This is a genomic window from Sphingomonas sp. BRN-1R, assembly GCF_057748035.1.
Window position 1 is genome coordinate 279,225 of record NZ_CM173236.1, and the last position, 22,913, is coordinate 302,137.

Consider the following 22,913-nt stretch of genomic DNA (forward strand, 5'->3'; position numbering starts at 1 on the left):
CGGCTGGGTTAGCGTAAGCCCCAAGCACCGGGCGCGGGCCATTCCGGCACGTCGCGACGGCAGATGGTAAGAGAGTGAGTTGACGGCATGGGGGATCAGTCGCCCGGAATGCCGCATCGGCGGGATGTCCCTCCCGCCCGTCCGGCCCCCAAGGAGGCGCATGCGCGGTGGCCCGAAGCGCGGCACTTCGCCGCGCTCGACCTTGGCACCAACAATTGTCGGCTGCTGATCGTTCGGCCGCAGGGCAGCGGCTTCGCGGTGGTCGATGCGTTCTCGCGGATCGTGCGGCTGGGCGAAGGTCTCGCCTCGTCGGGGCGGCTCAGCGATGCGGCGATCGAGCGCACGGTCGCGGCGCTGAAGATCTGTTCGGACAAGCTCAAGCGCCGCAATGTCGCCTTGTCGCGCGCGGTCGCCACCGAGGCGTGCCGGCGCGCCGCCAACGGCGCCGATTTCATCGCGCGCGCTTATGCCGAGACCGGCATCCACCTCGACGTGATCTCCGCCGAGGAGGAGGCGCGGCTGGCGGTGCTCGGCTGCCATGCGCTGATCGAGCCCGGCGAAGGGCCGGCGCTGATCTTCGATATCGGCGGCGGCTCGACCGAACTGGTGCTGGTCGATACGCGCGGGGCGAACCCGAAGGTGCTCGATTGGCATAGCGCGCCGTGGGGCGTCGTCTCGCTGACCGAGAGCCTTGGCCACGGCGAGGGCGCCGACGGGCGCGCCGCCGCCTACGCCCGCATGCGCGCGGCGGTGACGGAGAGCTTCGCCGGGTTCGCCAGTCGCCTGCCGCGCGTCGAGCGGCCACGCCTGCTCGGCACCAGCGGCACGGTGACGACGCTCGCCAGCGTCCACCTGCAACTCTCGCATTACGACCGCGCCGCAATCGACGGATTGATCGTGCCCGCCGCCTCGATGCGCAAGATCAGCAGCGATCTGTCGCGGATGAGCCTCGCCGAGCGCGCAACCTTGCCGTGCATCGGCAACGAGCGCGCCGATCTGGTGGTGGCGGGCTGCGCGATCCTCGAGACGATTCTCGACCTGTGGCCGGCGGAACGGCTCGGCGTGGCCGATCGCGGTATCCGCGAGGGCATTCTCCGCCGCCTGATGAATGGACCTGTGTTTTGAGCCTCAACCGATGAGCAGAGATGGCGGTGGCCTGCGCACCCGCGTGAAAACCGCGCGCAAGCGCACCCCGCAATCGACGCGCTGGCTCGAACGCCAGCTCAACGATCCGTATGTGAAGCGCGCCAAGGCCGAGGGCTATCGCAGCCGCGCCGCGTTCAAGCTGATCGAACTCGACGAGCGGTTCGGGTTCCTGAAAGGCACGCGGCGGGTGGTCGATCTCGGCGTCGCGCCGGGCGGCTGGGCGCAGGTGGTGCGGCGGCAGGTGCCCAAGGCGGCGGTGGTCGGCATCGATCTGCTGCCGGTCGACCCGATCGACGGCGTGGTGCTGCTCCAGATGGACTTCATGGACGATGCCGCGCCCGACCGGCTGATCGCAGAGCTCGGCGGCGCGCCCGACCTTGTGCTGTCCGACATGGCGGCGAACACCGTCGGCCATCCGCAGACCGATGCGCTGCGCACGATGGCGCTGGTCGAGGCGGCGGTCGCCTTCGCGGTCGATGTGCTCGAGCCCGGCGGCGGCTTCGTCGGCAAGGTGTTCGCGGGCGGCGCCGATTCGGCACTGGTGGCGGAACTGAAGCGCAACTTCGCCACCGTGAAGCATGCCAAGCCACCGGCGAGCCGCAAGGCATCGTCGGAATGGTATGTGGTGGCGCAGGGGTTCAAGGGGCGCGCCGCCAAGCAGGAAGACGCGGCGGACGACTGAACCGGGGTAGTCAACCGCCGCGGTTTCGGCTACACCGTCATAGTTTCCACGAAGTATAACGTCGCGCTCTGGAGGCAAGCCCAAGACCAACCGGAATGGGAGCCGCGCCGCGATGGCAAGCTGGAACACCGACCCCGACGCTTTTCATGTCATCATCCGTTCGCTGCTCACCGGCACCAGCGAGATCGACGATCCCGACGCGGTGAAGGCGCGGGTCGAGAAACTCTACGGCGAGATCTGCACGTTGCCGACGTGCAGCATCAAGATGGGCAGCGTCTCCATCGTCAAAACTGCACCGACCAACATCAACGCGCAGGACGTCGTCGTCCACGTCGTCGCGTCGCGGAACCAGAGTATCCTGACGAAATACAAACGCTATCCCGTCGAGACCGACCCCAACATCGCGGGCCGCACCTATATCGGACCAAGCGGCAACCTTTCGGAGGTCTATTGGAACGCTCCGTATTGCGACCAGCCCGCGCTGCTCGCCAACATGATCGTCCATGAGGCGATGCACAACAAGCTGAACATGGCGGACGGCGCGCTGCACAACCAACCCGGCTTCACCGGCGACCCGGGCGGCTTCTACCAGGAAAATCTGCCGCGTAGCCCCGGTCTGGCATGGTCGAAGACCGATCGCGATCTGCTCGGTCCCAACCTCCACAAGCAGACCAAGCAGGAAGTGCACTGACCGGCGGGCGTCGCTCTGCTCAGTCCCGCTCCAGCACGTTCATCGCGGCATGCACCAGCGCCTCGGCCTGTTTGCGCGGCAACCCCGGCGGCACCGCCTCGCCGAAGCGGATCGTCACCACGCCGGGCCGTTTCCAGCCCTTGCGCGGCCACACCCGCCCGCTGTCGAGCGCGACCGGCACCACCGGCAGCTTGAGCATCTGGTACAGCCCCGCGAACCCGGCCTTGAGCGGCGGCGCTTCACCGGGCGCGACGCGCGTCCCTTCCGGAAAGATCACGATCGAGCGGCCCGCATCGAGCGCGATTCTGGCGTCGTGGAGCATCCGCCTGAGCGCGCCCGCCGATGCCTCCCGGTCGACCACGATCACGCCGTAGCGCCGCGCCGCCCAACCCCAGATCGGGATCGCGGCGAGTTCCTGCTTCATCACGATCGTCGGCCGGTTGAGCAGGCGGCTCAGTTCGAGCGTCTCGTACATCGACTGGTGCTTGGCGGCGTAGAGCGCGGGGGTGGCGAGCTGCGGATCGCCCTCGACCCGCGTCACGATGCCGAGCAACACGCGCGCCGCCCACGCATGGAAGCCGATCCACGCGCGCGCATAGCCGAGCAGCGCACGCCTGCCGAACAGCGCGGCCACCGGCGAAAGCAGCACGAACGGCACCGAACCGCCGTAGAAGATCGCCATGAAGGCCAGGTTGCGCAGCACGATCACGCTCCGATCCCCAGCAGCAGCGCGATGCGGCGCACGATCAGCTTGTTGTATTCGCCCAGCAGCGTGACGAAGCGCGGCTTGCTCGCCACGCCGTCGCCCAGCACGGTGATGTCGTCGCCGGTGGCGTTGACCAGTTCGAGCCGCGCGCGCGGCAGGTGCCAGTTAGAGGTGACGAGCCGCACCGTGTGATAGCCATGTTCGCGCAGCCAGCCCGCGGTCTCCTCCGCGTTCGAGCGGGTGTCGACCGCCTCATGGCCGAGATCGACGCAACACGCCATCAGCGCAGGCGAGACGTGATATTGATGCGCCAGCTCACCCGGCCGCACCTCGGGCGCGACGCCCGACACCAGCATGCGCTGCGCCGCGTGGCGCTGGAGCAGCGCGAGCCCGCGATCGATCCGCCCCGCAGCCCCGGTCGGCACCACGATCGCATCGGTCCGGCGATCGTCGAGCGGCCCCGGCATCGTCACGAGGAACACGCCGAAGCCACCGCCCCACAGCAGCGCAAGCGACGCGGCGAGCTTGCGGATCATCGTCCCGTCACCCCAGCGAAAGCTGGGGTCTCCCGGTGATAGCGCGCGCGCTTGCCGCAAAAGGCTCCAGCGTGCGCTGGAGCGACGAGCAGGGGGAGGGAGATACGTCCCATCACAAAATCTTGCTAAGCGCGTGCATCACCGCGAAGCGCGCGGCGACGGTGGCGAGCAGCGCGAAGGCGAACGGCAGCATCGCCAGCAGCGCCCAGTCGCGCTGGCCGAGCGTGAGCCCGTCGAGCAGGTCCGAGCCGAGTGCCGCCAGCCGCGCGCCCATCGCCGCCGTCACGATCGCCGCCAGTACCGTGCCCGCTGCCCCGCCGATCAGCGTGTCGAGCGCGATGCGGCGCTGGAACAGCCGCGCGAGCTGCACGTCGGTCGAGCCGAGCATGTGGAGCACCTCGATCGTGTCGCGGTGCGTCTCCAGGCTGGCGCGCGCCGCCAGGATCACGACGGCGGCGGTCGCCCCCGCGATCAGCGCGACCAGCCCGGCGGTGAGCCACGTCACCAGCCGCATGAAGCTGCTGACCGGCGACATCCAGCTCTCGTGCCGGTCGACCCGCGCGGATGGGGCGACACGCGCCACCGCCGCCTGCACCGCCGCCATCGCGGCATCGTTGCCCGAGGCGAGATCGACGTCGATCATCGCGGGGATCGGCAGGTCGGGATCGGCACCATCCGCGCCCAGCCACGGCCGCAGCAGCCGCGCGAGCCGGTCGCGATCGACTTCGGCGGCGTCGCGCACGCCCGGCATGGCACGCAGGGTGGCGAGCGCCGCCTGCGTTTGTGCAATGCGCGCCGGTGCGGAGGGTTCGACGATCTGCACGGTCAGCCGCCCCACCAACTGCCGGTCGAGCAGGGTCGTCGCGGCGAGCGTCGCCAGCCCGAGCGCGGCGGCAAGTGCCGTCAGGAACAGCATGATCGCCATGATCCACATCATCGCGCGCGTGCCGCGCCGCTCGTCCAGCAGCCGGCGATCGGCGGCGGCGGTGACGAAGCCGATCTTCATGCCGTCTCGTCCGGCGGCGGGAAACGCAGCGAGCCGGTCGGATCGAGCAGCCGCCCCTTGTCGAGCCGCATCATCCGCGCATCGGGGATGCGCCCGAGCAGGTGGAAATCGTGCGTCGCCACCACGACGGTGGTGCCGAGCCGGTTGAGCGAATCGAACAGATGGAGCAGCCGCTCGGCCATGTCGGGATCGACGTTGCCGGTCGGCTCGTCCGCGACGAGGATCTCGGGCCGCCCGATCACCGCGCGCGCGATCGCGACGCGCTGCTGCTCGCCACCCGACAGCGTCGGCGGCTTGGCCTCGATGCGCTGGTCGAGCCCGACCCATGCCAGCATCTCGCGCACCGGCGCATCGATATCGCTCTCCGCCACGCCGGAGACGCGCAAGGGGAGGGCGATGTTGTCGTAGGCGGACAGATGCGGCACCAGCCGGAAGTCCTGGAACACCACGCCGATGCGGCGGCGGAAACCGGGGATGCGCGCGCGCGGCAATGTCACCGCATCCTCGCCGAACATGCGAATCGCGCCGCGCGTCGGCCGCTGCGCGAGGTAGAGCAATTTGAGCAGCGAGGTCTTGCCCGCACCGCTCGCACCGGTGAGGAAGTAGAACGCGCCGGTCGACAGCGTGAAACTCACGTCGGACAGCGTCTCGGCGCCCCCGCCGTAGCGCAAGCCCACATTCTCGAACTGGACGATATTCGCCATGGATCGGCGCGTGCCGCTCGCTTCCTCAGTCATGCCCCAGCCACGCCATCGCACGATCGCACGCGATCCATCAAGCCGCGCGACTCGAAAGACTTGCCACCGCGCCGCAGCGATGCTTAGATTCGGGGCGAGGCTGCGGGTGGCCCGCTGCCTTGAGACTGCGTAACCGTCATGATCCTCGAATGCCCCGAATGCCGCACACGGTATCTCGTCCCCGACACCGCGATCGGCGTCGACGGGCGCACGGTGCGCTGCGCGAACTGCCGGCATAGCTGGTTCCAGCCCGGCGTCGAACCCGAGGCGGAGGTTGCCGCGCCGGAACCCGTCGCGCCGGCGCCCGAGCCGGACGCCGAGCCAGCCGAGCCGGTCGTAAGTGCTGAACCGCCGCAGCCGCGCGTCTATGAGGACGACAGCTACCGCGCCGCCGATTACGACGCCTTTGCGCATCGCCCGCCATTCAAGCCGCGCCGCAACCCTGCCAAACGCTGGACGCTGGCGGCGATCGCGGCGGGGCTGGTGATGCTGATCGCCGCGGCCGCCGTGCTCTATTCGGGCGCGCCGGGGCTCGCCGCGCAGCTCGGCCTGCCGATCGGGCCGACCGAGACGCCGCTCAAGATCGTCAGCAAGCCGATCGACCATCACGATCTCGACAATGGCAGCGAGATTTTTGCGATCAGCGGCAACGTGCTCAACCCCACCGACACGCGCCAGCAGGTGCCCGACATTCGCGCCGAGCTGCGCGACGAGCGTGGCCGCCTTGTCTATAGCTGGACGATCCGCCCCGACGCGATGATGCTCGCGCCGCATGGGCAGGTCGCCTTCAACAGCGCCAAGCTCGACGTGCCGGTCAACGCCAAGAAGCTGGTGCTGAGCTTCTCGGGCGACGGACGGGATTGAGCGTTTGTTTGCGAAATGCGCGAAAGAGCGCATTTCCGCGGCGCCAGCCCGCTCCCCCACCCGGCCTCCCATCTAGACTCTGAGTGGGAGGCCGGGTGGGGGAGCGGGCTGGTGCCGTTTTCGAAGAAAGCGTAATTGGGTGTTGCCAGCCTGAAATCGCCCTGCTAGTGGCGCTCGCCTGCCAGCCACCGGGGCTTACCCGGTGTATCACGTGCGGTCGTGGCGGAACTGGTAGACGCGCAACGTTGAGGTCGTTGTGGCCGAAAGGCCGTGGAAGTTCGAGTCTTCTCGACCGCACCACTCTCCCGGATCAGCGCGTGCCTACGGGCACGCGCTGCCGGAGCAGGCCTCCTTCCCACGAGACTGAATCGCGCCTGCGTGGCAAAATCGCGAGCGCTGCGCAGCGCATCTTTCGCTTTTGTGCGAAATCCCCTATATGGGCTGGTCTGAAACATCAGGAGCAATACCCATACGTCCTCCCATGATCCGGCGCCCGCAGGGCGCGCCGATGCCGATGAACGGCCCGCGCTTCAATGAATTCATCCAGTCGCCCAAGGTCCGCGTGATCGATCAGGACGGCGAGAATCTGGGTGTCATGTACACGCGCGAGGCGTTCGAACAGGCACAGGCCGTCGGGCTCGACCTTGTCGAAGTGTCGCCCAACGCCGATCCGCCCGTCGCCAAGTTCCTCGACGTGGGCAAGTTCAAGTACGAGGCGCAGAAGAAGGCGAACCTCGCACGCAAGTCGCAGAAGACGCAGGAGATCAAGGAGATCAAAATGCGTCCGAACATCGACGACCACGACTATGACACCAAGATGAAGAAGATCATCGAGTTCATTGGTGAGGGTGACAAGGTCAAGGTCACGCTGCGCTTCCGTGGCCGCGAACTTTCGCACGGCCAGCTCGGCATGCAGCTTCTCCAGCGCGTTCAGGCGGACGCCGCCGAAACCGCGAAGGTCGAAGCCTATCCGCGCATGGAAGGCCGCCAGATGCTGATGGTGCTCTCGCCGAAGTGATGTAGCGCCCGGCTGCGACTCGCGTCGCGTCGGGTGCTGACTTGCTGCTCAAGCTGCTCTCGACGTGCGCCGCCGTGCGTCAGCCCTCGAGTTCCACCTGAGTGTGCAGCGGCGTAGCACCGGTTTGCCGTGCTGCGCGGTACGCCCAGCGCTGGTGCCCGGGTGTCGATTCCCGGGCACCGGTCGGTCCTTAACGGTCGAGCGTGTCCTTGAGCGCGTCGATCCGCTGCGACGCTTCCGCCTTGGTAAGATCCTCCGCCGGCGGCTCCTCGCCCGCTTCCTCGCTGAGTGTGGTCAGGTAGCTCGCCTGTGCGCCTGTCATCGGGTCGCCGCCCGACACCCAGTTGGCGGGGTCCTTCTCGGCGTTCGAGCCGGGATGATCTTCAAGCTTCGGGTTGTGAACGGTATCGGTCATATCTGCCTCGCATGTTCGTTGTCTGTTCCAACGCGGGGCAGGGCGGGCGGTTCCGCTGCGGGATCAGACGCCGAACCAGCGCAATCCGTTCGGCACGTCGCATGCCGCGAAATCGATCTGAAGCACACGGCGGCGCGTCGCGGTTTGCGAAGCGGCGGAGGCGTGGACGATCGGCGTGGCGTACAGCCAGACGTCGCCAGCTTCGGCGAGGCACATCACGCTGCCATGATCGCGCACCACGGTTGCGATGCGCTCCTCGGCGATGCGGCCGAGCCGGTGCGAGCCGGGCGCGATCAGCAATGGTGCGTTGGTGGCGGGCACTGCGTCGAGATGAACCCGCATCGTCAGCATGCCCGCCTGAAGCGCTGGCGGCGGCGCGACATGGATCAGCCCCTGTTTGATCGACCAGGGGCCATAGCCGGGCGTGTCGATTCGCTCGCGTACGACAATTACGCGGTCCTGATGCCAGCCCAGCGCCCAGTTCGTTGCGGGCGTTTTGTCGAACAGGATCGCACGCACCGCGCGCGTGGTGGGGCCGAGCCGCGCTGCGGCGAGGCGGCCGAGCGCGGCGTCAGGCTCAAGCAGGGCGGAAAGTACGGGCTGTGCGTGAATGCGTGTGCCCGCGCGTTCGGGCGGGAGGGATGCGGCGAGCGCGTACAATTCAGGTAGGAGCGCCGTTGCCGCGCCGTCGAGGCGGGTGGCGCCGTGGTCCGCGAGGGTGAGGGTGGCGGGTGTCATCGTTTCAGCGGAACGCGACGCGCGGGCAAACCCCGCGTCGTCGGTCGCGGCTGTAGCCGCGCCGGCCGGTCGAACTGTTGCCCGCTCGCTTCGCTTGCGGGCACCGGTCGGCAGCGCGCTGCCGACCTACAGTTTCGAGGTCAACTCCGGCACGACCTTGAACAGATCGCCGACCAGACCGATGTCGGCGACCTGGAAGATCGGCGCGTCCTCGTCCTTGTTGATCGCGATGATGACCTTGGAGTCCTTCATGCCGGCGAGGTGCTGGATCGCCCCCGAGATGCCGACCGCGACATAGACCTCAGGCGCGACGATCTTGCCGGTCTGGCCGACCTGATAGTCGTTGGGGACATAGCCCGCATCGACCGCAGCGCGGCTCGCGCCCACGCCCGCGCCGAGCTTGTCGGCGAGCGGCTCGATGATCTGCGTGAAGTTCTCGCCGCTTTGAAGCGCGCGACCGCCCGAGACGATGATCTTGGCCGAGGTCAGCTCGGGCCGCACCGACTTGGCGATCTCGCTGCCGACATAGCTCGACACGCCGGCATCCGCCGCGCCACCGACCGGCTCGACCGTCGCCGAGCCGCCTTCGGTCGCCGCCTTCTCGAAGGCGGTGCCGCGTACCGAGATCACCAGCTTGGCGTCTTTGGTCTGCACCGTCGCGATCGCGTTGCCGGCGTAGATCGGCCGCGTGAACGTGTCCGCGCCTTCGACCGAGAGGATGTCGGAGATCATCATCACGTCGAGCAAGGCCGCCACGCGCGGCGCGATGTTCTTGCCGTTGGTGGTGGCGGGGACGAGGAACGCGTCATGCTCGGCCATCAGCGTGGCGACGAGCGGCGCGACATTTTCCGCCAGCGCGTGCGCCAGCGCGGCATCATCGGCGCGCAGCACCTTCGACACGCCGGCGATCTTCGCGGCAGCGTCGGCGACCGCGCCGACGCCTTCGCCCGCGACCAGCAAGGTCACGTCGCCGAGCTTGCCGGCAGCGGTGACGGTGGAGAGCGTGGCGTCCTTGACGGCCTGACCGTCATGTTCGACCCAGACGAGCGTCTTCATTTGGCGACTCCCATCGATTGCAATTTGCCGACCAGTTCGTCGACATCGGCGACCTTGATCCCGGCCGAGCGCTTGGCCGGCTCGACCACCTTCAGCGTCGTCACGCGCGGGGCAATGTCGACGCCGTAATCGGCGGCGGCCTTGGTCGCGAGCGGCTTGGACTTGGCCTTCATGATGTTGGGGAGCGAGGCGTAGCGCGGCTCGTTGAGGCGCAGGTCGGTCGTAACGATCGCGGGCAGCCTGAGCGTCTCGGTCTCGGCGCCGCCATCAACCTCGCGCGTCACGGTGACGCTGTCACCCGACACCTCGACCTTGGAGGCGAACGTGCCCTGGCCCCAGCCGGTCAGCGCGGCGAGCATCTGCCCGGTCTGGTTGTTGTCATCGTCGATCGCCTGCTTGCCGAGGATCACCAGCCCGGGCTGCTCCTCGTCGGCGATCGCCTTCAAGAGCTTGGCCACGCCGAGCGGCTCGACCTTCGTGTCCGACGTGACGAGGATGGCGCGGTCGGCGCCCATCGCCAGCGCGGTGCGCAAAGTGTCCTGCGCCTTGGGCTCGCCGATCGAGACCACCACGATCTCGGTGGCGACACCCTTTTCCTTGAGGCGGATCGCCTCTTCGACGGCGATCTCGTCGAACGGGTTCATGCTCATCTTGACGTTGGCCAGATCGACACCCGATCCGTCCGCCTTCACCCGTGGCTTCACGTTATAGTCAAGCACGCGCTTGACCGGCACCAGCACCTTCATGCGGCAGTCCTTCTCGTTTCGCGCGGCACGGCGCTACAGGACCGCCGTGAGCGATAGAGCGGCCGGTTGGCAATTGTAAAGTTGCAAACCAGCCGCACGTGCCTTTGCAAACCGCTTACGCGGCCTTCTGCACCTCGGCGACGATCTTCTTGGCGGCATCGCCGAGATCGTTGGCGGGAACGATCGCCAGACCGGAGTTGGCGAGGATGTCCTTGCCCTGCTGGACGTTGGTGCCTTCGAGGCGGACGACCAGCGGCACCGACAGGTTCACTTCCTTGGCAGCGGCGACGATGCCCTCGGCGATGATGTCGCACTTCATGATGCCGCCAAAGATGTTGACGAGGATGCCCTTCACGTTCGGATCGGCGAGGATGATCTTGAACGCCGCGGTCACCTTCTCCTTGTTGGCGCCGCCGCCAACATCGAGGAAGTTCGCGGGGAACATGCCGTTCAGCTTGATGATGTCCATCGTCGCCATCGCGAGACCGGCGCCGTTGACCATGCAGCCGATATCACCATCGAGCTTGATATAGGCGAGGTCGTACTTCGAAGCTTCCAGCTCGGCGGGATCTTCCTCGGTCTCGTCGCGCAGTTCCATCAGGTCCTTGTGGCGGAACATGGCGTTGCCGTCGAAGCCGACCTTGGCGTCGAGCACGAGGAGCTGGCCCTGCTTGGTGACGGCGAGCGGGTTGATCTCGATCTGCTCGGCGTCGGTGCCGAGGAACGCGGCGTACAGCTTCGACGCGGTCGAGGCGGCCTGCTTGGCGAGATCGCCGGTCAGGCCGAGCGCTGCGGCGACGGCGCGACCGTGGTGCGGCATGAAGCCCGTCGCGGTGTCGATGTCGATCGCGTGGATCTTCTCAGGGCTCTCGTGCGCGACGGTCTCGATGTCCATGCCACCCTCGGTCGAGGCGACCATCGAGACGCGGCCGGTCGCGCGGTTGACGAGCAGCGCGAGGTAGAATTCCTTCTCGATGTCCGCGCCGTCGGTGATGTAGAGGCGGTTGACCTGCTTGCCATGCTCGCCGGTCTGAACCGTGACGAGCGTGTTGCCGAGCATGTCGGCAGCGGCTGCGCGAACCTCTTCCTCGCTCCAGGCGAGGCGGACGCCGCCCTTGGCGTCGGGCGCGAGTTCCTTGAACTTGCCCTTGCCGCGGCCGCCGGCGTGGATCTGCGACTTCACCACATAGAGCGGCCCGGGCAGCTTCTTGGAGACCTCGACGGCCTCTTCGACGGTCATCGCGGCATAGCCCGCCGGAACCGGCACACCAAACTTCGCGAGCAGTTCCTTGGCCTGATATTCGTGAATGTTCATGTCGGCGCGCCTTTCGACTTGCGGGAGTTCACCCGCCTAAAGCACAGCCACGCCGAGGAATCCACCCCCGCAGCGCAGCACGGGCAGATCAAACCGCCTCTCTATTGCTCTTGCGAGACGTTATCAGCGCGAGGTAAGCGCGCAGAGCGCAGCCGACGTCGCGGTGACGTCGACGATCCTGGGATCGTCGAGCGAGCGCAGCCGGTACAGCAATTCGTCGAGTCCCCGCGCGCGCTTCGCCCTGCCGATTTCGGCGAGGCGCCGAAGCTGAAGCAGCGACAGGCGGTCGGTCATGCGCGCGGCCATGCAGCTCGCGACCGGCTGCGGTACGCCCTGGTGGATCAGCCCGTCGCGGAGCTGGGTCTCGGGCATCGCGCAGGCGGCGAGCATGGTGGCGAGCAGGAACGGGATCAGGCGTCGCGTCTTTGGCATGGCCGCGCTATACGCCTCCACCATGCCGTGGACAAACGCCCTTCTCCTCTTCGTCGCCACCATCGCGGGCATGGAGCTGTTCGCCTACGCCGCGCATCGCTGGGTGATGCACGGGCCGGGCTGGTTCCTCCACGCCAGCCACCACCGCGCACGCACCGGCACCTGGGAGCTGAACGATCTGTATGCGGTGATCTTCGCGGTGCCGTCGTTCGTGCTGCTGCTTGGTGGCGTGCAACTCGGCTGGTGGCCGGGCTGGACGTGGATCGGCGCGGGGATCGCCGCCTATGGCGCGATCTACGCGGGGTTTCACGACATCATCGTCCACAACCGCGTGACCCATCGCTACGTGCCGCGCTCCTCTTATATGAAGCGGATCGTGCAGGCGCACCGGCTGCACCATGTCGTCGAGACCAAACACGGCACGGTCAGCTTCGGCTTCCTCTACGCGCCTAGGCCCGACGCGCTGAAGGCCGAACTCAAGCGTCGTGCCCGTGCGGGCGTGCGGGCGCCGACCGGACGGTGAACGAATCGGTGCTGTTCTACGCGCTGGCGGTGCCGGCAGTGATCCTGCTCGGCCTGTCGAAAGGCGGGTTCGCGGGGCTGAGTGCGCTGTCGCTGCCGATCCTCGCCATGGCGGTGTCGCCGGTTCGCGCGGCGGCGATCCTGCTGCCGATCCTGATCGTGCAGGACGTGGTGAGCGTGTGGGCGTTCCGGCGCGATTGGGACGGCTATGTGCTGGCGTGGATGCTGCCGGGCGCGATCGTCGGCATCGCGCTTGCCTATCTGTTCGCGGCGCATGTCGATCCGGACGCGGTGCTTGGGCTGGTCGGTGCGATCTCGACCGTATTCGGGCTCTATCGGCTGTGGCTGGCCCGGCGCGGGGGTGCGGTGGCGACACGTCGCTCGCCGGGTTGGGTGGGAACGCTGGCGGGTTTGGTGTCGGGCTTCACCAGCCAGATTGCGCATGCCGGGCAGCCGCCGTTCCAGATGTGGGTGCTGCCGCGCGGGCTGAAGCGCGACGTGCTGGTCGGCACCACCGCGATCTTCTTCGCCGCGACCAACTGGCTGAAAGTGCCTGCCTATTGGGCGCTCGGCCAGTTCACGCGCGAAACCCTGACGGCGGCGGCGTTGCTGATGCCGGTGGCGATCGTGTCGACGGTCGCGGGCGTGTGGCTGGTGCGGCGGGTGTCGCCAGCGCGCTTCTACACCGCGATCTACGTGCTGATGATCGTGGTGGGCGTGAAGCTGGTGTGGGACGCAGTGGTCTAAGCGACCTCCACGCTCAGCACGAACGGGCGGGGGTTGCGCGCCGGCTGCGTCAGTCGAACAGCGACGACACCGAGCTTTCGTCGGCGATCCGCTTGATCGCCTCGCCGAGCAGCGGCGCGATCGTCAGGTGGCGGATACGCTTGGCGGCGCGGATCACCTCGTGCGCGCCGATCGAATCGGTGATGACCAGCTCCTCCAGTTCCGACGCCTCGACGCGCGCGACCGCACCGCCCGACAGCACGCCGTGCGTGACATAGGCGACCACGCCCGCCGCACCGGCTTCCTTCAGCGCGGCGGCGGCGTTGCAGAGCGTACCCGCCGAATCGACGATATCGTCGATCAGGATGCAGAACCGCCCCTCGACGTCGCCGATGATGTTCATCACCTCCGATTCGCCTGCCCGTTCGCGCCGTTTGTCGACGATCGCGAGCGGCGCGTTGTCGAGTCGCTTGGCCAGCGCACGCGCACGCACCACGCCGCCGACGTCGGGCGAGACGACCATCAGGTTGCGCCCGCCGAACCGCGTCTCGATATCCGCCGACATGACCGGTGCGGCGAACAGATTGTCGGTGGGGATATCGAAGAAGCCCTGGATCTGCCCGGCGTGGAGATCGACCGACAGCACGCGGTTGGCGCCGGCCACGGTGATGAGGTTCGCCACCAGCTTGGCCGAGATCGGCGTGCGCGGCCCCGGTTTGCGATCCTGCCGGGCATAGCCGAAATACGGAACGACGGCGGTGATCCGCTTGGCCGACGCGCGCTTGAGCGCGTCGATGCAGATCAACAGCTCCATCAGATTGTCGTTGGCGGGGTAGCCGGTCGACTGGATCACGAACACGTCCTCGCCGCGCACGTTCTCCTGGATTTCGACGAACACCTCCTCGTCGGCGAAGCGCCGCACGCTTGCCTGCGTCAGCGGCGTTTCAAGATAGGCGGCGATGTCGCGCGCCAGCGGCAGGTTGGAGTTGCCGGTCAACAGTTTCATGGCGAGGCCCCTTACGCGCGATCTTTGCCGCCCCCTTAGAAGCGCGCTACCGTCGGGGGAAGGGCTTGCCGGAGCGATTCATGACAGGAAGTGTCACATTCACCCCGACCGAAGCCGATTATGTCGCGGCGGTTCGTGCCAACTCTCTGAGAAGGCTGGTTGCGCGGCGCTTCTGGGTTCGCACCATTATGGTCATGCTGGGCGCGATCGCCGTCATAACCGGGATCGCCTTGGTCTTCGATGGCGACCCCGGTGCGGCGCTCGCGACGGCGCTGGGCGGAGCGGCGGGCGGGATCGGTGCGCTTGCGATCATCCTCGGCTTCAACCTGCTGATGTTGCCGCGCCGCGCCGCGAAACTGTTCCGCCAGCAGCGCACCATCCACCAGCAGTTCGATCACCGCTGGTCGGACGCGGGGCTAGGTTGCGACTCGGCCACGGCGAGCGGGCAGACGCCCTGGGCGGATTTCCGAGGCTGGCGCGAGACCGAACCCGCATTCCTCATCTATATGAACGACACCTTGTTCCAGTTCCTGCCGCGCCGCGCGTTCGCGGAGGGTGGCGTCGAGGATCTGCGCGCGACGCTCGAGCGCTCCGGCTTGCCGATCTACTGAAGGCGCGCCTAGAGCGGCGACATGACCGTCCGTACCCGCTTCGCCCCCTCGCCGACCGGCCTGCTCCACGTCGGCAACATCCGCACCGCGCTCCACAACTGGTTGTGGGCACAGAAACAGGGCGGGGAGTTCTGGCTGCGCATCGACGATACCGATGCCGAGCGTAGCGAGGAGCGCTATGTCGAGGCGATCCGCGCCGATCTCGCCTGGCTCGGGCTGACCCCGGCGGGCGAGGAACGCCAGTCGGCGCGGTTCGCGCTGTACGAGGCGCGGTTCGAGGCGCTCAAGGCGGCGGGGCGGGTCTATCCGGCCTATGAGACGCAAGCCGAGCTCGACCTCAAGCGCAAGATCGCCGCCGGACGCGGGCTGCCGCCGCTGTACGACCGCGCCGCGCTCGCGCTGAGCGATGCCGATCGCGCGAAACTGGAAAGCGAGGGCGTCGCCCCGCACTGGCGCTTCAAGCTCGACCATGATGCGCCGATCGTGTGGGACGATCTGATTCGCGGCCCGCAGCGCTTCGACGCCAGGACGATGAGCGATCCCGTCATCCGCCGCGCCGACGGATCGTGGCTCTATATGCTGCCCTCCGCGATCGACGATGCCGAGATGGGTATCACCCATGTCGTGCGCGGCGAGGATCATGTGTCGAACACCGCGCTCCAGCTCCAGATGTTTGAGGCAATGGGGGCGACCCCGCCCGCCTTCGCGCACGAGGCGCTGCTGACCGGAAGCGAGGGTAAATTGTCGAAGCGACTCGGCAGCCTCGGCGTCCAGCATTTCCGGGAAAGCGGCATCGAGCCCGAGGCGGTGCGCGCTCTGCTCGCGCGGATCGGCACCAGCGACGCGGTCGAGCCGCTGGTCGACACCGCGCCGCTGGTCGAGGGGTTCGACTTCGCGCGTTTCGGCCGTGCGCCCGCGCGCTTCGACGAGGCGGAGCTGGCGGCGCTCAACAGCCGGATCGTTCACCAGCTCGGGTTCGCCCGGGTCGCCGATCGTCTGCCCGCCGGCATGGGCGCGGCGGAATGGGAGGCGGTGCGGCCGAACCTCACGCGAATCGATGAGGCGGGGGAATGGTGGCGCGTGATCGAGGGGCCGATCGCGTCCGAGCGCGATCCCGCCGACGCCGATTTCCTTGCCGAAGCAGCCCGAGTCGCCGCGACGCTCGACTGGACCGGCGAGCCGTGGGGCGCGCTCACCGCCGCGTTGAAGGCGGCGCGCGGGCGCAGCGGCAAGGCGTTGTTCCTGCCGCTCAGGCGGGCGCTGACCGGGCTCGATCACGGTCCCGACATGAAGGCGCTGCTGCCGCTGATCGGCCGCGAACGCACGATCGCGCGGCTTTCTTGAGGATATAACATCTCTCTTGCGCCGGACGTGATGATGTAACATCATGCTGATGCCGTCGAACCGGGCGGCGACTCCAGGAGAAGGAGAGCAGGCATGTATGCGGATCGCCACGCACGGCGTCACGTCAATCCAGGCAGCGTCATTCTTGCGCTCGCCATCAACGGCGCAATCCTCGGCGGACTGGTGCTGTTCGCCAACCCGACCTTCACCAAGCATTTCGATCCGCCCTTCACGGTCGATAACATCCCGCTCGACCCGGTCCCGCCGCCTCCGCCACCACCGCCGCCAAAGCCCGAGCCACAGCATAAGGTTATCGAACAGGCGACGCGCCAGCCGGTCGATACCAGCAAGAGCGTGATCGTCACCAAGATCGCCGATCCCACGCCGATCGCGGTGCCGACCTTCACCCCCACTCCTGTCGATGGCGCGGCCAGTGGCGGCGGTGGTGTCGTGCTGCCGGCCAAGCCGCTGCCCCCGGTGCTCACCCAGCCGACCATCGACCAGCGCTACGCCAATCTGTTCCAGCCGGTGTTCCCGCCCGACGAGCAGCGCGCCGGGCATGACGGTCGCGTCGTGGTGCGCGTGCTGGTCGGCGTCGATGGGCGGGTGAAGGACATTGCCCGCGTCACCGCCACCAGCGATTCGTTTTTCGAGGTGACGCGCAAGCGTGCGCTCGACAAATGGCGCTTCAAGCCGGCGACGCGCGACGGCATCCCCGTCGAGGCGTGGCGCGAGGTCGCGGTCAGCTTCGTGCTTGCCGAGAGCGAATGAGCGAGGCGGGCAGGGGTGGCGCGCGTCGCGTGCCGCCCCTATCTTCGGTCCCATGAAGTTCCGCATGCCCTGGATGTCCGAAGACCTTGCCAACGCCGCATCGCCGCGCGGCGCGGTCACCGATCTGCTCGCCTATATGCGCAGGCGCCAGCGGCATGAGATCGTGTTTCTCACCGCCGCGATCGGGCTTACCTTTCTGATGCTCTACGGCTTCACGATCGAGATGCGGGGCAAACCGCGCGAATACCACCGCGACATCATCTACGTGCAGCAATGGAAAGCGGACCGCACCGATGCCGAGATCCGCGCCCAGCAGAAGATCGACGGCCCCGAGCAGACCAAACGCGAGGAGGCCGAGCGGCGACTCGAAGCGGAGAAGCGCGCGATCTTCAAACGGCTCGGCGATCAGATGAACTCGGTCGGCCTGTACTGACCGTGTCCGAAGACGCGCGCTGGATGGCGGCGGCGCTGTCGCTCGCCGAACGCGCGCGCGGGCGGTCGACGCCCAACCCCAACGTCGGTTGCGTGATCGTGGGCGAAGGCGTGGTGGTCGGGCGCGGCTGGACCCAGCCGGGTGGGCGACCACATGCCGAAGCGATGGCGCTTGACGAAGCGGGCGCAAAGTCGCGCGGCGCGACTTGCTACGTCACGCTCGAACCGTGCGCGCATGTGTCGGCGCGCGGGCCGGCCTGTGCCGATCTGCTCGTCGCCGCCGGCGTGGCGCGCGTGGTGATCGCGCTGGGTGATCCCGATCCGCGCACCAACGGCCAAGGCGTCGCGCGACTCGCGGCGGCGGGCGTCGCGGTGGCGGTCGGGACTGGCGCGGCCGAGGCGGCGCGCGGCATGGCCGGTTTCCTCACCCGCCAGCGTCTCGGCCGCCCGCATGTCACGGTGAAACTCGCGCTGTCGCTCGATGGCGCGCTGGCGATGGCGGATGGCCGCAGCCGCTGGATCACCGGCCCCGAGGCGCGCGCGCATACCCATCTCGAACGCGCGCGCCACGATGCGATTCTGGTCGGGCGCGGCACGTTCGCGGCGGATGCACCCACGCTCGACGTGCGGCTCGCCGGCCTCGACGCGCGCAGCCCGCGCCGCGTCCTGCTCTCCGCCACGCCCGAACCCGGCTGGACCACGCTCGCCGAACCCGCCGCGATCGCCGGGCTGGACGGGGTCGATCATCTGCTGGTCGAAGGCGGCGCGGTTACGGCGGCGGCGTTCCTGGCGGCGGATCTCGCCGACCGATTGTTGCTCTATCGCGCGCCGATTGTCATTGGCGCCGGGCGCACCTTGCCCGATATCGGCCTCACCGATCTTGCCGAAGCGCATCATCGCTGGACGCTGCTTGACGCGCGGGCGCTTGGCAGCGATCGACTCGAGGTCTACGAGCGCGTGAGGAAAGACTGATGTTCACCGGAATCATCACCGACGTCGGCACGATAGAGGCCGTGGAGAAGCGCGGCGATACGCGCATCCGGATCGGGACGGCCTATGATACCGCTACTGTCGATCTCGGTGCGTCGATCGCCTGTTCGGGCGTATGCCTGACCGTGGTCGACAAGGCGCCGGGCTGGTTCGCGGTCGACGTTTCGGGCGAAACGCTGTCGCGCACCGCCGCCGCGCAGTGGGTGCAGGGCCGCACGCTCAACCTCGAACGCGCGCTGAAACTCGGCGACGAACTCGGCGGCCATATCGTCACCGGCCATGTCGATGGCATCGGCCGCATCGTCGATCTGCACGACGAGGGTGGTTCGAAACGCATCACCATCCACGCCGGCCCCGAGATTGCGCCGTATATGGCGGAAAAAGGCTCGGTCACGCTCGACGGGGTGTCGCTCACCGTCAACAGCGTCGCGGACGTGGCGGACGGCGTTCGCATCGGCGTCAACATCATTCCGCATACCGCCGCCGTCACCGCGATCGGATCGGCCGCCCTGGGCGACACGATGAACATCGAGATCGACGTGCTCGCCCGCTACCTCCAACGCATGGAAGCCTATCGTGCCAAACGCTGAACCCCGCAATCCGTCCAGCACGGGCGATCTGCATCGCCTCCGCCACGGCTTCCTCTCCAGCCCGGAGGAGATCATCGACGAGGCGCGCAACGGCCGCATGTACATCCTCGTCGACGACGAGGACCGCGAGAACGAGGGCGATCTCATCATCCCGGCGCAGATGGCGACGCCCGACGCGATCAACTTCATGGCAACGCACGGGCGCGGGCTGATCTGCCTTGCGCTCACCAAGGAGCGCGTGGACGAGCTCGGGCTCGACCTGATGAGCCGCAACAACGGCACGCGGCACGAAACCGCCTTCACCATCTCGATCGAGGCGAAAGAGGGCGTCACCACCGGCATCTCCGCCGCCGACCGTGCGCGCACCGTCGCGGTGGCGATCGACAGCAGCCGCGGCAAGGCGGAGATCGTCAGCCCCGGCCATGTCTTTCCGCTCGTCGCCAAGCGCGGCGGCGTGCTGATCCGCGCCGGCCATACCGAGGCGGCGGTGGACGTCTCGCGGCTCGCCGGACTGAACCCCTCGGGCGTCATCTGCGAGGTGATGAACGACGACGGCACGATGGCGCGATTGGACGATCTCGTTGCGTTCGCGCAGCGCCATAATCTCAAGATCGGCACGATTCGCGATCTGATCGCGTATCGCCGCCGCCACGACCATCTGCTCGAACGCCGCGCCGACACGCGCTTCACCAGCCGCTGGGGCGGCGACTGGACCGCGATCAGCTTCTACAACAAGGCGGTCGGGTCTGAGACGATGGCGCTCGTCAAGGGTAGCATCGATCCGTCCAAGCCAACTTTGGTGCGCATGCACACGCTGTCGGTGTTCGCGGACACGTTCGGGGAGAAGTCGGACCGCGAAGGGCTGCTCGCCGGCGCGATGAAGATGATCGCCGAAGAAGGCAGCGGCGTCGTCGTCATCATCAACCGCGCGATGCAGAACATGGTGTCGCGCCAGATGGAAGTGCTGAAGAACGGCTCCAAGGAAAGCGACGTCGAGGAATTGCGCGATTATGGCATCGGCGCGCAGGTGCTGGCCGAGCTTGGCGTGCACGACATGGTGCTGCTCACCAACACGCATCACACCCTCGTCGCGCTCGAAGGCTATGGCCTGTCGATCGTCGGTGAACGCGAAGTCGAACGCGTGGTCGAGGGGAACGCCTGATGGCCAGGGTTCTGATCGTCGAGGCGCGCTTCTACACCCACCTCAACGACCTGCTGCTCGAAGGCGCGCGTGCCGCGATCGAGGACGCGGGGCATAGCCACGAAACCGTCACCGTGCCCGGTGCGCTCGAAATCCCCGGCGCGATCGCACTGGCGGCGGAGACCGGGCGCTACGACGCGTTCGTCGGCATCGGCGTGGTGATCCGCGGCGAGACCTATCATTTCGAGATCGTCGCGGGCGAGAGCGCGCGCGGGCTGATGGCGCTGTCGATGGACGGCCTCGCGATCGGCAACGGCATCCTTACAACCGAGAACGAGGCGCAGGCGCTCACCCGCGCCAAGCGAGCAGAGAAGGACAAGGGCGGCGAGGCGGCCAAGGCCGCGCTCGCCATGCTCGATCTGCGCGCGCGCTTCGCCTAAACGGCGGGGTAGCGCAGCCGGCCGATGAAGCGCGACAGGCTCGGCCGGTATTCCGCACGCGCGAGGAGGCCGGCCTTGGCCTTTTCGAACCGCATGATCCCGTCGATCCGCCGCGCGAGGAATGCGCGCGTGTCGGCCCAGCCTTCGCTGGTATCGTCGAGGAACACCGTCATCGTCGCGGCATAGATCGCCGCGAGCGTCGCGCGCTTGGTATAATGGTTGTAGTCGGTCGCGGTATCGCCGGCGGCGCGCCAGATGCCGTCCGCCGCCGTCCAGCCGAGCTTCGCCCCCGTCGCGACGTTCTGCGGCAGCGCGAGGATCGCGAACGCACGGCGCAGCGCCTCCCGGTCGGGCGCGACCACGGCGAGCCGTGCCTCGACCAACGCGGTGATGCGGGCGCGGATCTTCAGCGTTGCGGCATGTTCGGGCGTGACGCGCGCCAGCATCGCGATGTCGATGCTGTGGAACCATGCGCCGATCATCTCGAGCTGGCCGGGCAGCGCGAGCAGCGCCACGTCGCGGTCCACCCCGGCGGCATCGGCGGCGGCGTCGCGCGCGGCCGTGCTCCAGCCGTCGAATGCTGCGTTGGCGGCGATCGCCGGCGCGAGCCCGAGCGCGATCTCGTCCAGCGTGGCGTCTTGCGATATCGTCTGCATCATCGGTCTCCGGCTGGCCTTGTGGTGCTTCGAACGCGGCGATGCAACCACGCACCGGCAAACGGCGGTTTGCCGGGCCGCAGATTTTCTTGGAACCGCGCAAGGGTGCGGGGCGCTGTCGCGGCTCCCACCTTGGCCGCATCCGGCACCACAAGGATTTCGCCCGTATGCCTTCGTTGTTCTCGCCCGTCACGCTTGGCGATATCGTCGCGCCCAACCGTATCCTGATGGCGCCGCTGACACGCGGCCGCGCCACCCGCGAGCATGTGCCGACGCCGCTGATGGTCGACTATTACCGCCAGCGTGCGAGCGCCGGCCTCATTATCAGCGAGGCGACCGGCATTTCGCAGCAGGGGCTCGGCTGGCCCTATGCGCCGGGCCTGTGGAGCGACGAACAGGTCGCCGCCTGGCAGCCGGTGACGGCGGCGGTTCACGAAGCGGGTGGCCGCATCGTCGCGCAACTCTGGCACATGGGCCGGCAGGTGCATTCCTCGGTGACGGGCGAGCAGCCGGTCTCGTCCTCGGCCACCGCGACCGAGGGGCAGGCGCACACCTATGACGGGCGCAGGCCGTTCGAGACCGCGCGCCCGCTGCGCGTCGACGAGATCCCCGGCATCCTCGACGATTACGAGCGCGCCACGCGCAACGCGCTCGCAGCCGGGTTCGACGGAGTGCAGATCCATGCCGCCAATGGCTATCTGATCGACCAGTTCCTGCGCGACAACGCCAATCTGCGCGACGATGCGTACGGCGGCTCGATCGAGAACCGCACGCGCCTGCTGCGCGAGGTGGCGGAACGCGTCGTCGCAGTGGCCGGAGCAGGGCGCACGTCGGTGCGGCTTTCACCCAACGGCGATTCGCAGGGCGTGGACGACAGCAACCCGGAGCCATTGTTCACCCATGCGGCCAAGCTGCTGTCCGAGCTCGGCATCGGCTTCCTCGAACTGCGCGAACCCGGCCCCGATGGCACCTTCGGCAAGACCGACGTGCCGCGCCTGTCGCCCGCGATCCGCAAGGTTTTCACCGGCCCGCTGGCGGTCAATTCGGACTATGACACCGCCGACAAGGCGCAGGCGGTGATCGACGCGGACGTGGCGGACGCGGTGACGTTCGGGCGCACCTTCCTCGCCAACCCCGATCTGCCGCACCGGCTGGAGACGGGCGCGCCGCTCAACACCTCCGACATGGCGACCTGGTACAGCCAGGGGCCGAAGGGCTATGTCGATTATCCCGCGCTGCCGGAAACGGTGGCGGCCTGATTGGACGCGCGGGGCCGACGATAATGCTGGCGTCGGCCCCACTCTATTGATAATCAGTCGCAATGAACATGTTCTCGCGCGTGGACTCGATCCTCAGCCTCGAATCGCTGCCCAATCGTCAGCCCGCCACCGTCGCGGGGATCGACTGGGAGCGGCTGAGCGTGCCCGAGGCGCGACGCCTGCGCGAACTCGGTTTCGACGAGGGCGTCGGCGTCGAGGTGCTGCACCGCTCGCTGATCGGCAAGGGGCCGATCGCGTGCCGGATCGGGCGGATGACGGTGGCGTTGCGCCGGACCGTCGCCAATACCATCCGCGTTTCGCCGCAGCACGTTTGACC

The 22,913-nt window shown here is 67.8% G+C and carries 29 protein-coding genes and 1 tRNA gene; 18 read left to right on the forward strand and 12 right to left on the reverse strand.

Features of this window, described 5'->3' with window-relative positions; all coding sequences use genetic code 11:
• Nucleotides 1–108 precede the first annotated feature (108 nt).
• The 3 genes from AC3ANX_RS01265 (at nucleotide 109) to AC3ANX_RS01275 (ending at nucleotide 2,519) form a co-directional block, all read left to right on the forward strand.
• Complete coding sequence (locus AC3ANX_RS01265) at nucleotides 109–1,125, forward strand: Ppx/GppA phosphatase family protein (protein ID WP_488335243.1); 1,017 nt, start codon at nucleotides 109–111, stop codon at nucleotides 1,123–1,125.
• Nucleotides 1,126–1,135: 10 nt separating this feature from the next.
• Complete coding sequence (locus AC3ANX_RS01270; RefSeq protein ID WP_488335244.1) at nucleotides 1,136–1,828, forward strand: RlmE family RNA methyltransferase; 693 nt, start codon at nucleotides 1,136–1,138, stop codon at nucleotides 1,826–1,828.
• A 112-nt stretch (nucleotides 1,829–1,940) separates the two neighbouring features.
• Nucleotides 1,941–2,519 carry a hypothetical protein gene (locus AC3ANX_RS01275; protein WP_488335245.1) on the forward strand — a complete coding sequence of 193 codons (579 nt, stop codon included), beginning with the start codon at nucleotides 1,941–1,943 and terminating at the stop codon, nucleotides 2,517–2,519.
• Nucleotides 2,520–2,538: 19 nt separating this feature from the next.
• Here the strand turns inward: AC3ANX_RS01275 and AC3ANX_RS01280 are convergent, their stop codons facing one another.
• The 4 genes from AC3ANX_RS01280 to ftsE all read right to left on the reverse strand — a co-directional run bounded on the left by AC3ANX_RS01280 (nucleotide 2,539) and on the right by ftsE (nucleotide 5,471).
• A complete protein-coding gene (locus AC3ANX_RS01280; protein ID WP_488335246.1) occupies nucleotides 2,539–3,228 on the reverse strand; it encodes a lysophospholipid acyltransferase family protein in 690 nt (229 codons plus the stop codon).
• Nucleotides 3,225–3,761 (reverse strand): YdcF family protein, encoded by a 537-nt coding sequence (locus tag AC3ANX_RS01285; RefSeq protein ID WP_488335247.1) that lies wholly within the window; start codon nucleotides 3,759–3,761, stop codon nucleotides 3,225–3,227. The genes AC3ANX_RS01280 and AC3ANX_RS01285 overlap by 4 nt, the downstream gene beginning before the upstream one ends.
• Nucleotides 3,762–3,873: 112 nt before the next feature.
• Nucleotides 3,874–4,767 carry a cell division protein FtsX gene (locus tag AC3ANX_RS01290; protein WP_488335248.1) on the reverse strand — a complete coding sequence of 298 codons (894 nt, stop codon included), beginning with the start codon at nucleotides 4,765–4,767 and terminating at the stop codon, nucleotides 3,874–3,876.
• Entirely contained in the window at nucleotides 4,764–5,471 is a 708-nt protein-coding gene (gene ftsE, locus AC3ANX_RS01295; protein ID WP_488336856.1) for a cell division ATP-binding protein FtsE, read from the reverse strand. Before ftsE ends, AC3ANX_RS01290 begins: the two co-directional genes overlap by 4 nt.
• Before the next feature lie 171 nt (nucleotides 5,472–5,642).
• Here ftsE and AC3ANX_RS01300 point away from each other — a divergent pair, with 171 nt between their 5' ends.
• The 3 genes from AC3ANX_RS01300 (at nucleotide 5,643) to infC (ending at nucleotide 7,386) form a co-directional block, all read left to right on the forward strand.
• Nucleotides 5,643–6,368: an MJ0042-type zinc finger domain-containing protein gene (locus AC3ANX_RS01300; RefSeq protein WP_488335249.1), complete on the forward strand. Its 726-nt coding sequence runs from the start codon at nucleotides 5,643–5,645 to the stop codon at nucleotides 6,366–6,368.
• Nucleotides 6,369–6,581: 213 nt separating this feature from the next.
• Nucleotides 6,582–6,668, forward strand: a tRNA-Leu gene (locus AC3ANX_RS01305).
• 181 nt (nucleotides 6,669–6,849) lie between these two features.
• The gene (gene infC / locus AC3ANX_RS01310) at nucleotides 6,850–7,386 is read left to right on the forward strand and encodes a translation initiation factor IF-3 (RefSeq protein WP_069204113.1); all 537 of its coding nucleotides are present in this window, start codon (nucleotides 6,850–6,852) and stop codon (nucleotides 7,384–7,386) included.
• 190 nt (nucleotides 7,387–7,576) lie between these two features.
• On the opposite strand, the gene AC3ANX_RS01315 is transcribed toward infC, so the two are convergent.
• The 6 genes from AC3ANX_RS01315 to AC3ANX_RS01340 form a co-directional block, all read right to left on the reverse strand.
• Entirely contained in the window at nucleotides 7,577–7,801 is a 225-nt protein-coding gene (locus tag AC3ANX_RS01315; RefSeq protein ID WP_488335250.1) for a DUF3072 domain-containing protein, read from the reverse strand.
• A 63-nt stretch (nucleotides 7,802–7,864) separates the two neighbouring features.
• Entirely contained in the window at nucleotides 7,865–8,539 is a 675-nt protein-coding gene (locus AC3ANX_RS01320; protein ID WP_488335251.1) for a phytanoyl-CoA dioxygenase family protein, read from the reverse strand.
• A gap of 126 nt (nucleotides 8,540–8,665) precedes the next feature.
• Complete coding sequence (locus AC3ANX_RS01325; protein WP_488335252.1) at nucleotides 8,666–9,595, reverse strand: electron transfer flavoprotein subunit alpha/FixB family protein; 930 nt, start codon at nucleotides 9,593–9,595, stop codon at nucleotides 8,666–8,668.
• The gene (locus AC3ANX_RS01330) at nucleotides 9,592–10,341 is read right to left on the reverse strand and encodes an electron transfer flavoprotein subunit beta/FixA family protein (RefSeq protein ID WP_488335253.1); all 750 of its coding nucleotides are present in this window, start codon (nucleotides 10,339–10,341) and stop codon (nucleotides 9,592–9,594) included. Before AC3ANX_RS01330 ends, AC3ANX_RS01325 begins: the two co-directional genes overlap by 4 nt.
• A gap of 115 nt (nucleotides 10,342–10,456) precedes the next feature.
• Nucleotides 10,457–11,656, reverse strand: coding sequence for an ADP-forming succinate--CoA ligase subunit beta (sucC, locus tag AC3ANX_RS01335; RefSeq protein WP_488335254.1), 1,200 nt, complete (start codon nucleotides 11,654–11,656; stop codon nucleotides 10,457–10,459).
• Between the two features lie 123 nt (nucleotides 11,657–11,779).
• Nucleotides 11,780–12,088 (reverse strand): hypothetical protein, encoded by a 309-nt coding sequence (locus AC3ANX_RS01340; protein ID WP_488335255.1) that lies wholly within the window; start codon nucleotides 12,086–12,088, stop codon nucleotides 11,780–11,782.
• Between AC3ANX_RS01340 and AC3ANX_RS01345 the strand changes: the two genes are divergently transcribed.
• Nucleotides 12,087–12,611, forward strand: coding sequence for a sterol desaturase family protein (locus tag AC3ANX_RS01345; protein WP_488335256.1), 525 nt, complete (start codon nucleotides 12,087–12,089; stop codon nucleotides 12,609–12,611). The two genes, AC3ANX_RS01340 and AC3ANX_RS01345, sit on opposite strands and share 2 nt — an antisense overlap.
• Nucleotides 12,608–13,357, forward strand: coding sequence for a sulfite exporter TauE/SafE family protein (locus AC3ANX_RS01350; RefSeq protein ID WP_488335257.1), 750 nt, complete (start codon nucleotides 12,608–12,610; stop codon nucleotides 13,355–13,357). The genes AC3ANX_RS01345 and AC3ANX_RS01350 overlap by 4 nt, the downstream gene beginning before the upstream one ends.
• Before the next feature lie 49 nt (nucleotides 13,358–13,406).
• Here AC3ANX_RS01350 and AC3ANX_RS01355 read toward each other — a convergent pair whose 3' ends face one another.
• Nucleotides 13,407–14,342 (reverse strand): ribose-phosphate pyrophosphokinase, encoded by a 936-nt coding sequence (locus AC3ANX_RS01355; RefSeq protein ID WP_488335258.1) that lies wholly within the window; start codon nucleotides 14,340–14,342, stop codon nucleotides 13,407–13,409.
• Between the two features lie 80 nt (nucleotides 14,343–14,422).
• Here AC3ANX_RS01355 and AC3ANX_RS01360 point away from each other — a divergent pair, with 80 nt between their 5' ends.
• From AC3ANX_RS01360 to ribH, 8 genes are all read left to right on the forward strand, one after another.
• The gene (locus AC3ANX_RS01360; protein WP_488335259.1) at nucleotides 14,423–14,953 is read left to right on the forward strand and encodes a YcxB family protein; all 531 of its coding nucleotides are present in this window, start codon (nucleotides 14,423–14,425) and stop codon (nucleotides 14,951–14,953) included.
• A 21-nt stretch (nucleotides 14,954–14,974) separates the two neighbouring features.
• Nucleotides 14,975–16,297 (forward strand): glutamate--tRNA ligase, encoded by a 1,323-nt coding sequence (locus tag AC3ANX_RS01365; protein WP_488335260.1) that lies wholly within the window; start codon nucleotides 14,975–14,977, stop codon nucleotides 16,295–16,297.
• Nucleotides 16,298–16,390: 93 nt separating this feature from the next.
• Nucleotides 16,391–17,068: a TonB family protein gene (locus tag AC3ANX_RS01370; protein ID WP_488335261.1), complete on the forward strand. Its 678-nt coding sequence runs from the start codon at nucleotides 16,391–16,393 to the stop codon at nucleotides 17,066–17,068.
• Nucleotides 17,069–17,132: 64 nt separating this feature from the next.
• Nucleotides 17,133–17,501 (forward strand): hypothetical protein, encoded by a 369-nt coding sequence (locus tag AC3ANX_RS01375; protein ID WP_488335262.1) that lies wholly within the window; start codon nucleotides 17,133–17,135, stop codon nucleotides 17,499–17,501.
• Nucleotides 17,502–17,524: 23 nt separating this feature from the next.
• A complete protein-coding gene (gene ribD, locus AC3ANX_RS01380; protein ID WP_488336857.1) occupies nucleotides 17,525–18,472 on the forward strand; it encodes a bifunctional diaminohydroxyphosphoribosylaminopyrimidine deaminase/5-amino-6-(5-phosphoribosylamino)uracil reductase RibD in 948 nt (315 codons plus the stop codon).
• Nucleotides 18,472–19,080, forward strand: a complete 609-nt coding sequence (locus tag AC3ANX_RS01385) for a riboflavin synthase (protein ID WP_488335263.1) — start codon at nucleotides 18,472–18,474, stop codon at nucleotides 19,078–19,080. Before ribD ends, AC3ANX_RS01385 begins: the two co-directional genes overlap by 1 nt.
• Nucleotides 19,067–20,242: a 3,4-dihydroxy-2-butanone-4-phosphate synthase gene (gene ribB / locus AC3ANX_RS01390; RefSeq protein WP_488335264.1), complete on the forward strand. Its 1,176-nt coding sequence runs from the start codon at nucleotides 19,067–19,069 to the stop codon at nucleotides 20,240–20,242. The genes AC3ANX_RS01385 and ribB overlap by 14 nt, the downstream gene beginning before the upstream one ends.
• On the forward strand, nucleotides 20,242–20,661 hold the full coding sequence (gene ribH, locus AC3ANX_RS01395; protein WP_488335265.1) for a 6,7-dimethyl-8-ribityllumazine synthase: 420 nt from the start codon (nucleotides 20,242–20,244) through the stop codon (nucleotides 20,659–20,661). Before ribB ends, ribH begins: the two co-directional genes overlap by 1 nt.
• Here ribH and AC3ANX_RS01400 read toward each other — a convergent pair.
• Nucleotides 20,658–21,317 (reverse strand): COQ9 family protein, encoded by a 660-nt coding sequence (locus AC3ANX_RS01400; protein ID WP_488335266.1) that lies wholly within the window; start codon nucleotides 21,315–21,317, stop codon nucleotides 20,658–20,660. The genes ribH and AC3ANX_RS01400 overlap by 4 nt on opposite strands.
• A 167-nt stretch (nucleotides 21,318–21,484) precedes the next feature.
• On the opposite strand from AC3ANX_RS01400, the gene AC3ANX_RS01405 reads away from it, so the two are divergent.
• Both AC3ANX_RS01405 and AC3ANX_RS01410 read left to right on the forward strand, forming a co-directional pair.
• Nucleotides 21,485–22,576: an alkene reductase gene (locus AC3ANX_RS01405; RefSeq protein ID WP_488335267.1), complete on the forward strand. Its 1,092-nt coding sequence runs from the start codon at nucleotides 21,485–21,487 to the stop codon at nucleotides 22,574–22,576.
• 68 nt (nucleotides 22,577–22,644) lie between these two features.
• Nucleotides 22,645–22,911, forward strand: coding sequence for a FeoA family protein (locus AC3ANX_RS01410; protein WP_488336858.1), 267 nt, complete (start codon nucleotides 22,645–22,647; stop codon nucleotides 22,909–22,911).
• Nucleotides 22,912–22,913: the final 2 nt, after the last annotated feature.

Bases quoted from the DNA above. Each gene is read 5' to 3' on its own strand.
- AC3ANX_RS01265 (WP_488335243.1), top strand. From the start codon at position 109: ATGCCGCATCGGCGGGATGTCCCTCCCGCCCGTCCGGCCCCCAAGGAG.
- AC3ANX_RS01345 (WP_488335256.1), top strand. From the start codon at position 12,087: ATGGCCGCGCTATACGCCTCCACCATGCCGTGGACAAACGCCCTTCTC.
- AC3ANX_RS01315 (WP_488335250.1), bottom strand. From the start codon at position 7,801: ATGACCGATACCGTTCACAACCCGAAGCTTGAAGATCATCCCGGCTCG.
- AC3ANX_RS01385 (WP_488335263.1), top strand. From the start codon at position 18,472: ATGTTCACCGGAATCATCACCGACGTCGGCACGATAGAGGCCGTGGAG.
- ftsE (WP_488336856.1), bottom strand. From the start codon at position 5,471: ATGGCGAATATCGTCCAGTTCGAGAATGTGGGCTTGCGCTACGGCGGG.
- AC3ANX_RS01320 (WP_488335251.1), bottom strand. From the start codon at position 8,539: ATGACACCCGCCACCCTCACCCTCGCGGACCACGGCGCCACCCGCCTC.
- ribD (WP_488336857.1), top strand. From the start codon at position 17,525: ATGGCGGCGGCGCTGTCGCTCGCCGAACGCGCGCGCGGGCGGTCGACG.
- AC3ANX_RS01405 (WP_488335267.1), top strand. From the start codon at position 21,485: ATGCCTTCGTTGTTCTCGCCCGTCACGCTTGGCGATATCGTCGCGCCC.
- AC3ANX_RS01270 (WP_488335244.1), top strand. From the start codon at position 1,136: ATGAGCAGAGATGGCGGTGGCCTGCGCACCCGCGTGAAAACCGCGCGC.
- AC3ANX_RS01355 (WP_488335258.1), bottom strand. From the start codon at position 14,342: ATGAAACTGTTGACCGGCAACTCCAACCTGCCGCTGGCGCGCGACATC.
- AC3ANX_RS01325 (WP_488335252.1), bottom strand. From the start codon at position 9,595: ATGAAGACGCTCGTCTGGGTCGAACATGACGGTCAGGCCGTCAAGGAC.
- ribH (WP_488335265.1), top strand. From the start codon at position 20,242: ATGGCCAGGGTTCTGATCGTCGAGGCGCGCTTCTACACCCACCTCAAC.
- AC3ANX_RS01365 (WP_488335260.1), top strand. From the start codon at position 14,975: ATGACCGTCCGTACCCGCTTCGCCCCCTCGCCGACCGGCCTGCTCCAC.
- infC (WP_069204113.1), top strand. From the start codon at position 6,850: ATGATCCGGCGCCCGCAGGGCGCGCCGATGCCGATGAACGGCCCGCGC.
- AC3ANX_RS01300 (WP_488335249.1), top strand. From the start codon at position 5,643: ATGATCCTCGAATGCCCCGAATGCCGCACACGGTATCTCGTCCCCGAC.
- AC3ANX_RS01285 (WP_488335247.1), bottom strand. From the start codon at position 3,761: ATGATCCGCAAGCTCGCCGCGTCGCTTGCGCTGCTGTGGGGCGGTGGC.
- AC3ANX_RS01370 (WP_488335261.1), top strand. From the start codon at position 16,391: ATGTATGCGGATCGCCACGCACGGCGTCACGTCAATCCAGGCAGCGTC.
- AC3ANX_RS01360 (WP_488335259.1), top strand. From the start codon at position 14,423: ATGACAGGAAGTGTCACATTCACCCCGACCGAAGCCGATTATGTCGCG.
- AC3ANX_RS01275 (WP_488335245.1), top strand. From the start codon at position 1,941: ATGGCAAGCTGGAACACCGACCCCGACGCTTTTCATGTCATCATCCGT.
- AC3ANX_RS01290 (WP_488335248.1), bottom strand. From the start codon at position 4,767: ATGAAGATCGGCTTCGTCACCGCCGCCGCCGATCGCCGGCTGCTGGAC.
- AC3ANX_RS01410 (WP_488336858.1), top strand. From the start codon at position 22,645: ATGTTCTCGCGCGTGGACTCGATCCTCAGCCTCGAATCGCTGCCCAAT.
- AC3ANX_RS01340 (WP_488335255.1), bottom strand. From the start codon at position 12,088: ATGCCAAAGACGCGACGCCTGATCCCGTTCCTGCTCGCCACCATGCTC.
- AC3ANX_RS01400 (WP_488335266.1), bottom strand. From the start codon at position 21,317: ATGCAGACGATATCGCAAGACGCCACGCTGGACGAGATCGCGCTCGGG.
- sucC (WP_488335254.1), bottom strand. From the start codon at position 11,656: ATGAACATTCACGAATATCAGGCCAAGGAACTGCTCGCGAAGTTTGGT.
- AC3ANX_RS01375 (WP_488335262.1), top strand. From the start codon at position 17,133: ATGCCCTGGATGTCCGAAGACCTTGCCAACGCCGCATCGCCGCGCGGC.
- AC3ANX_RS01330 (WP_488335253.1), bottom strand. From the start codon at position 10,341: ATGAAGGTGCTGGTGCCGGTCAAGCGCGTGCTTGACTATAACGTGAAG.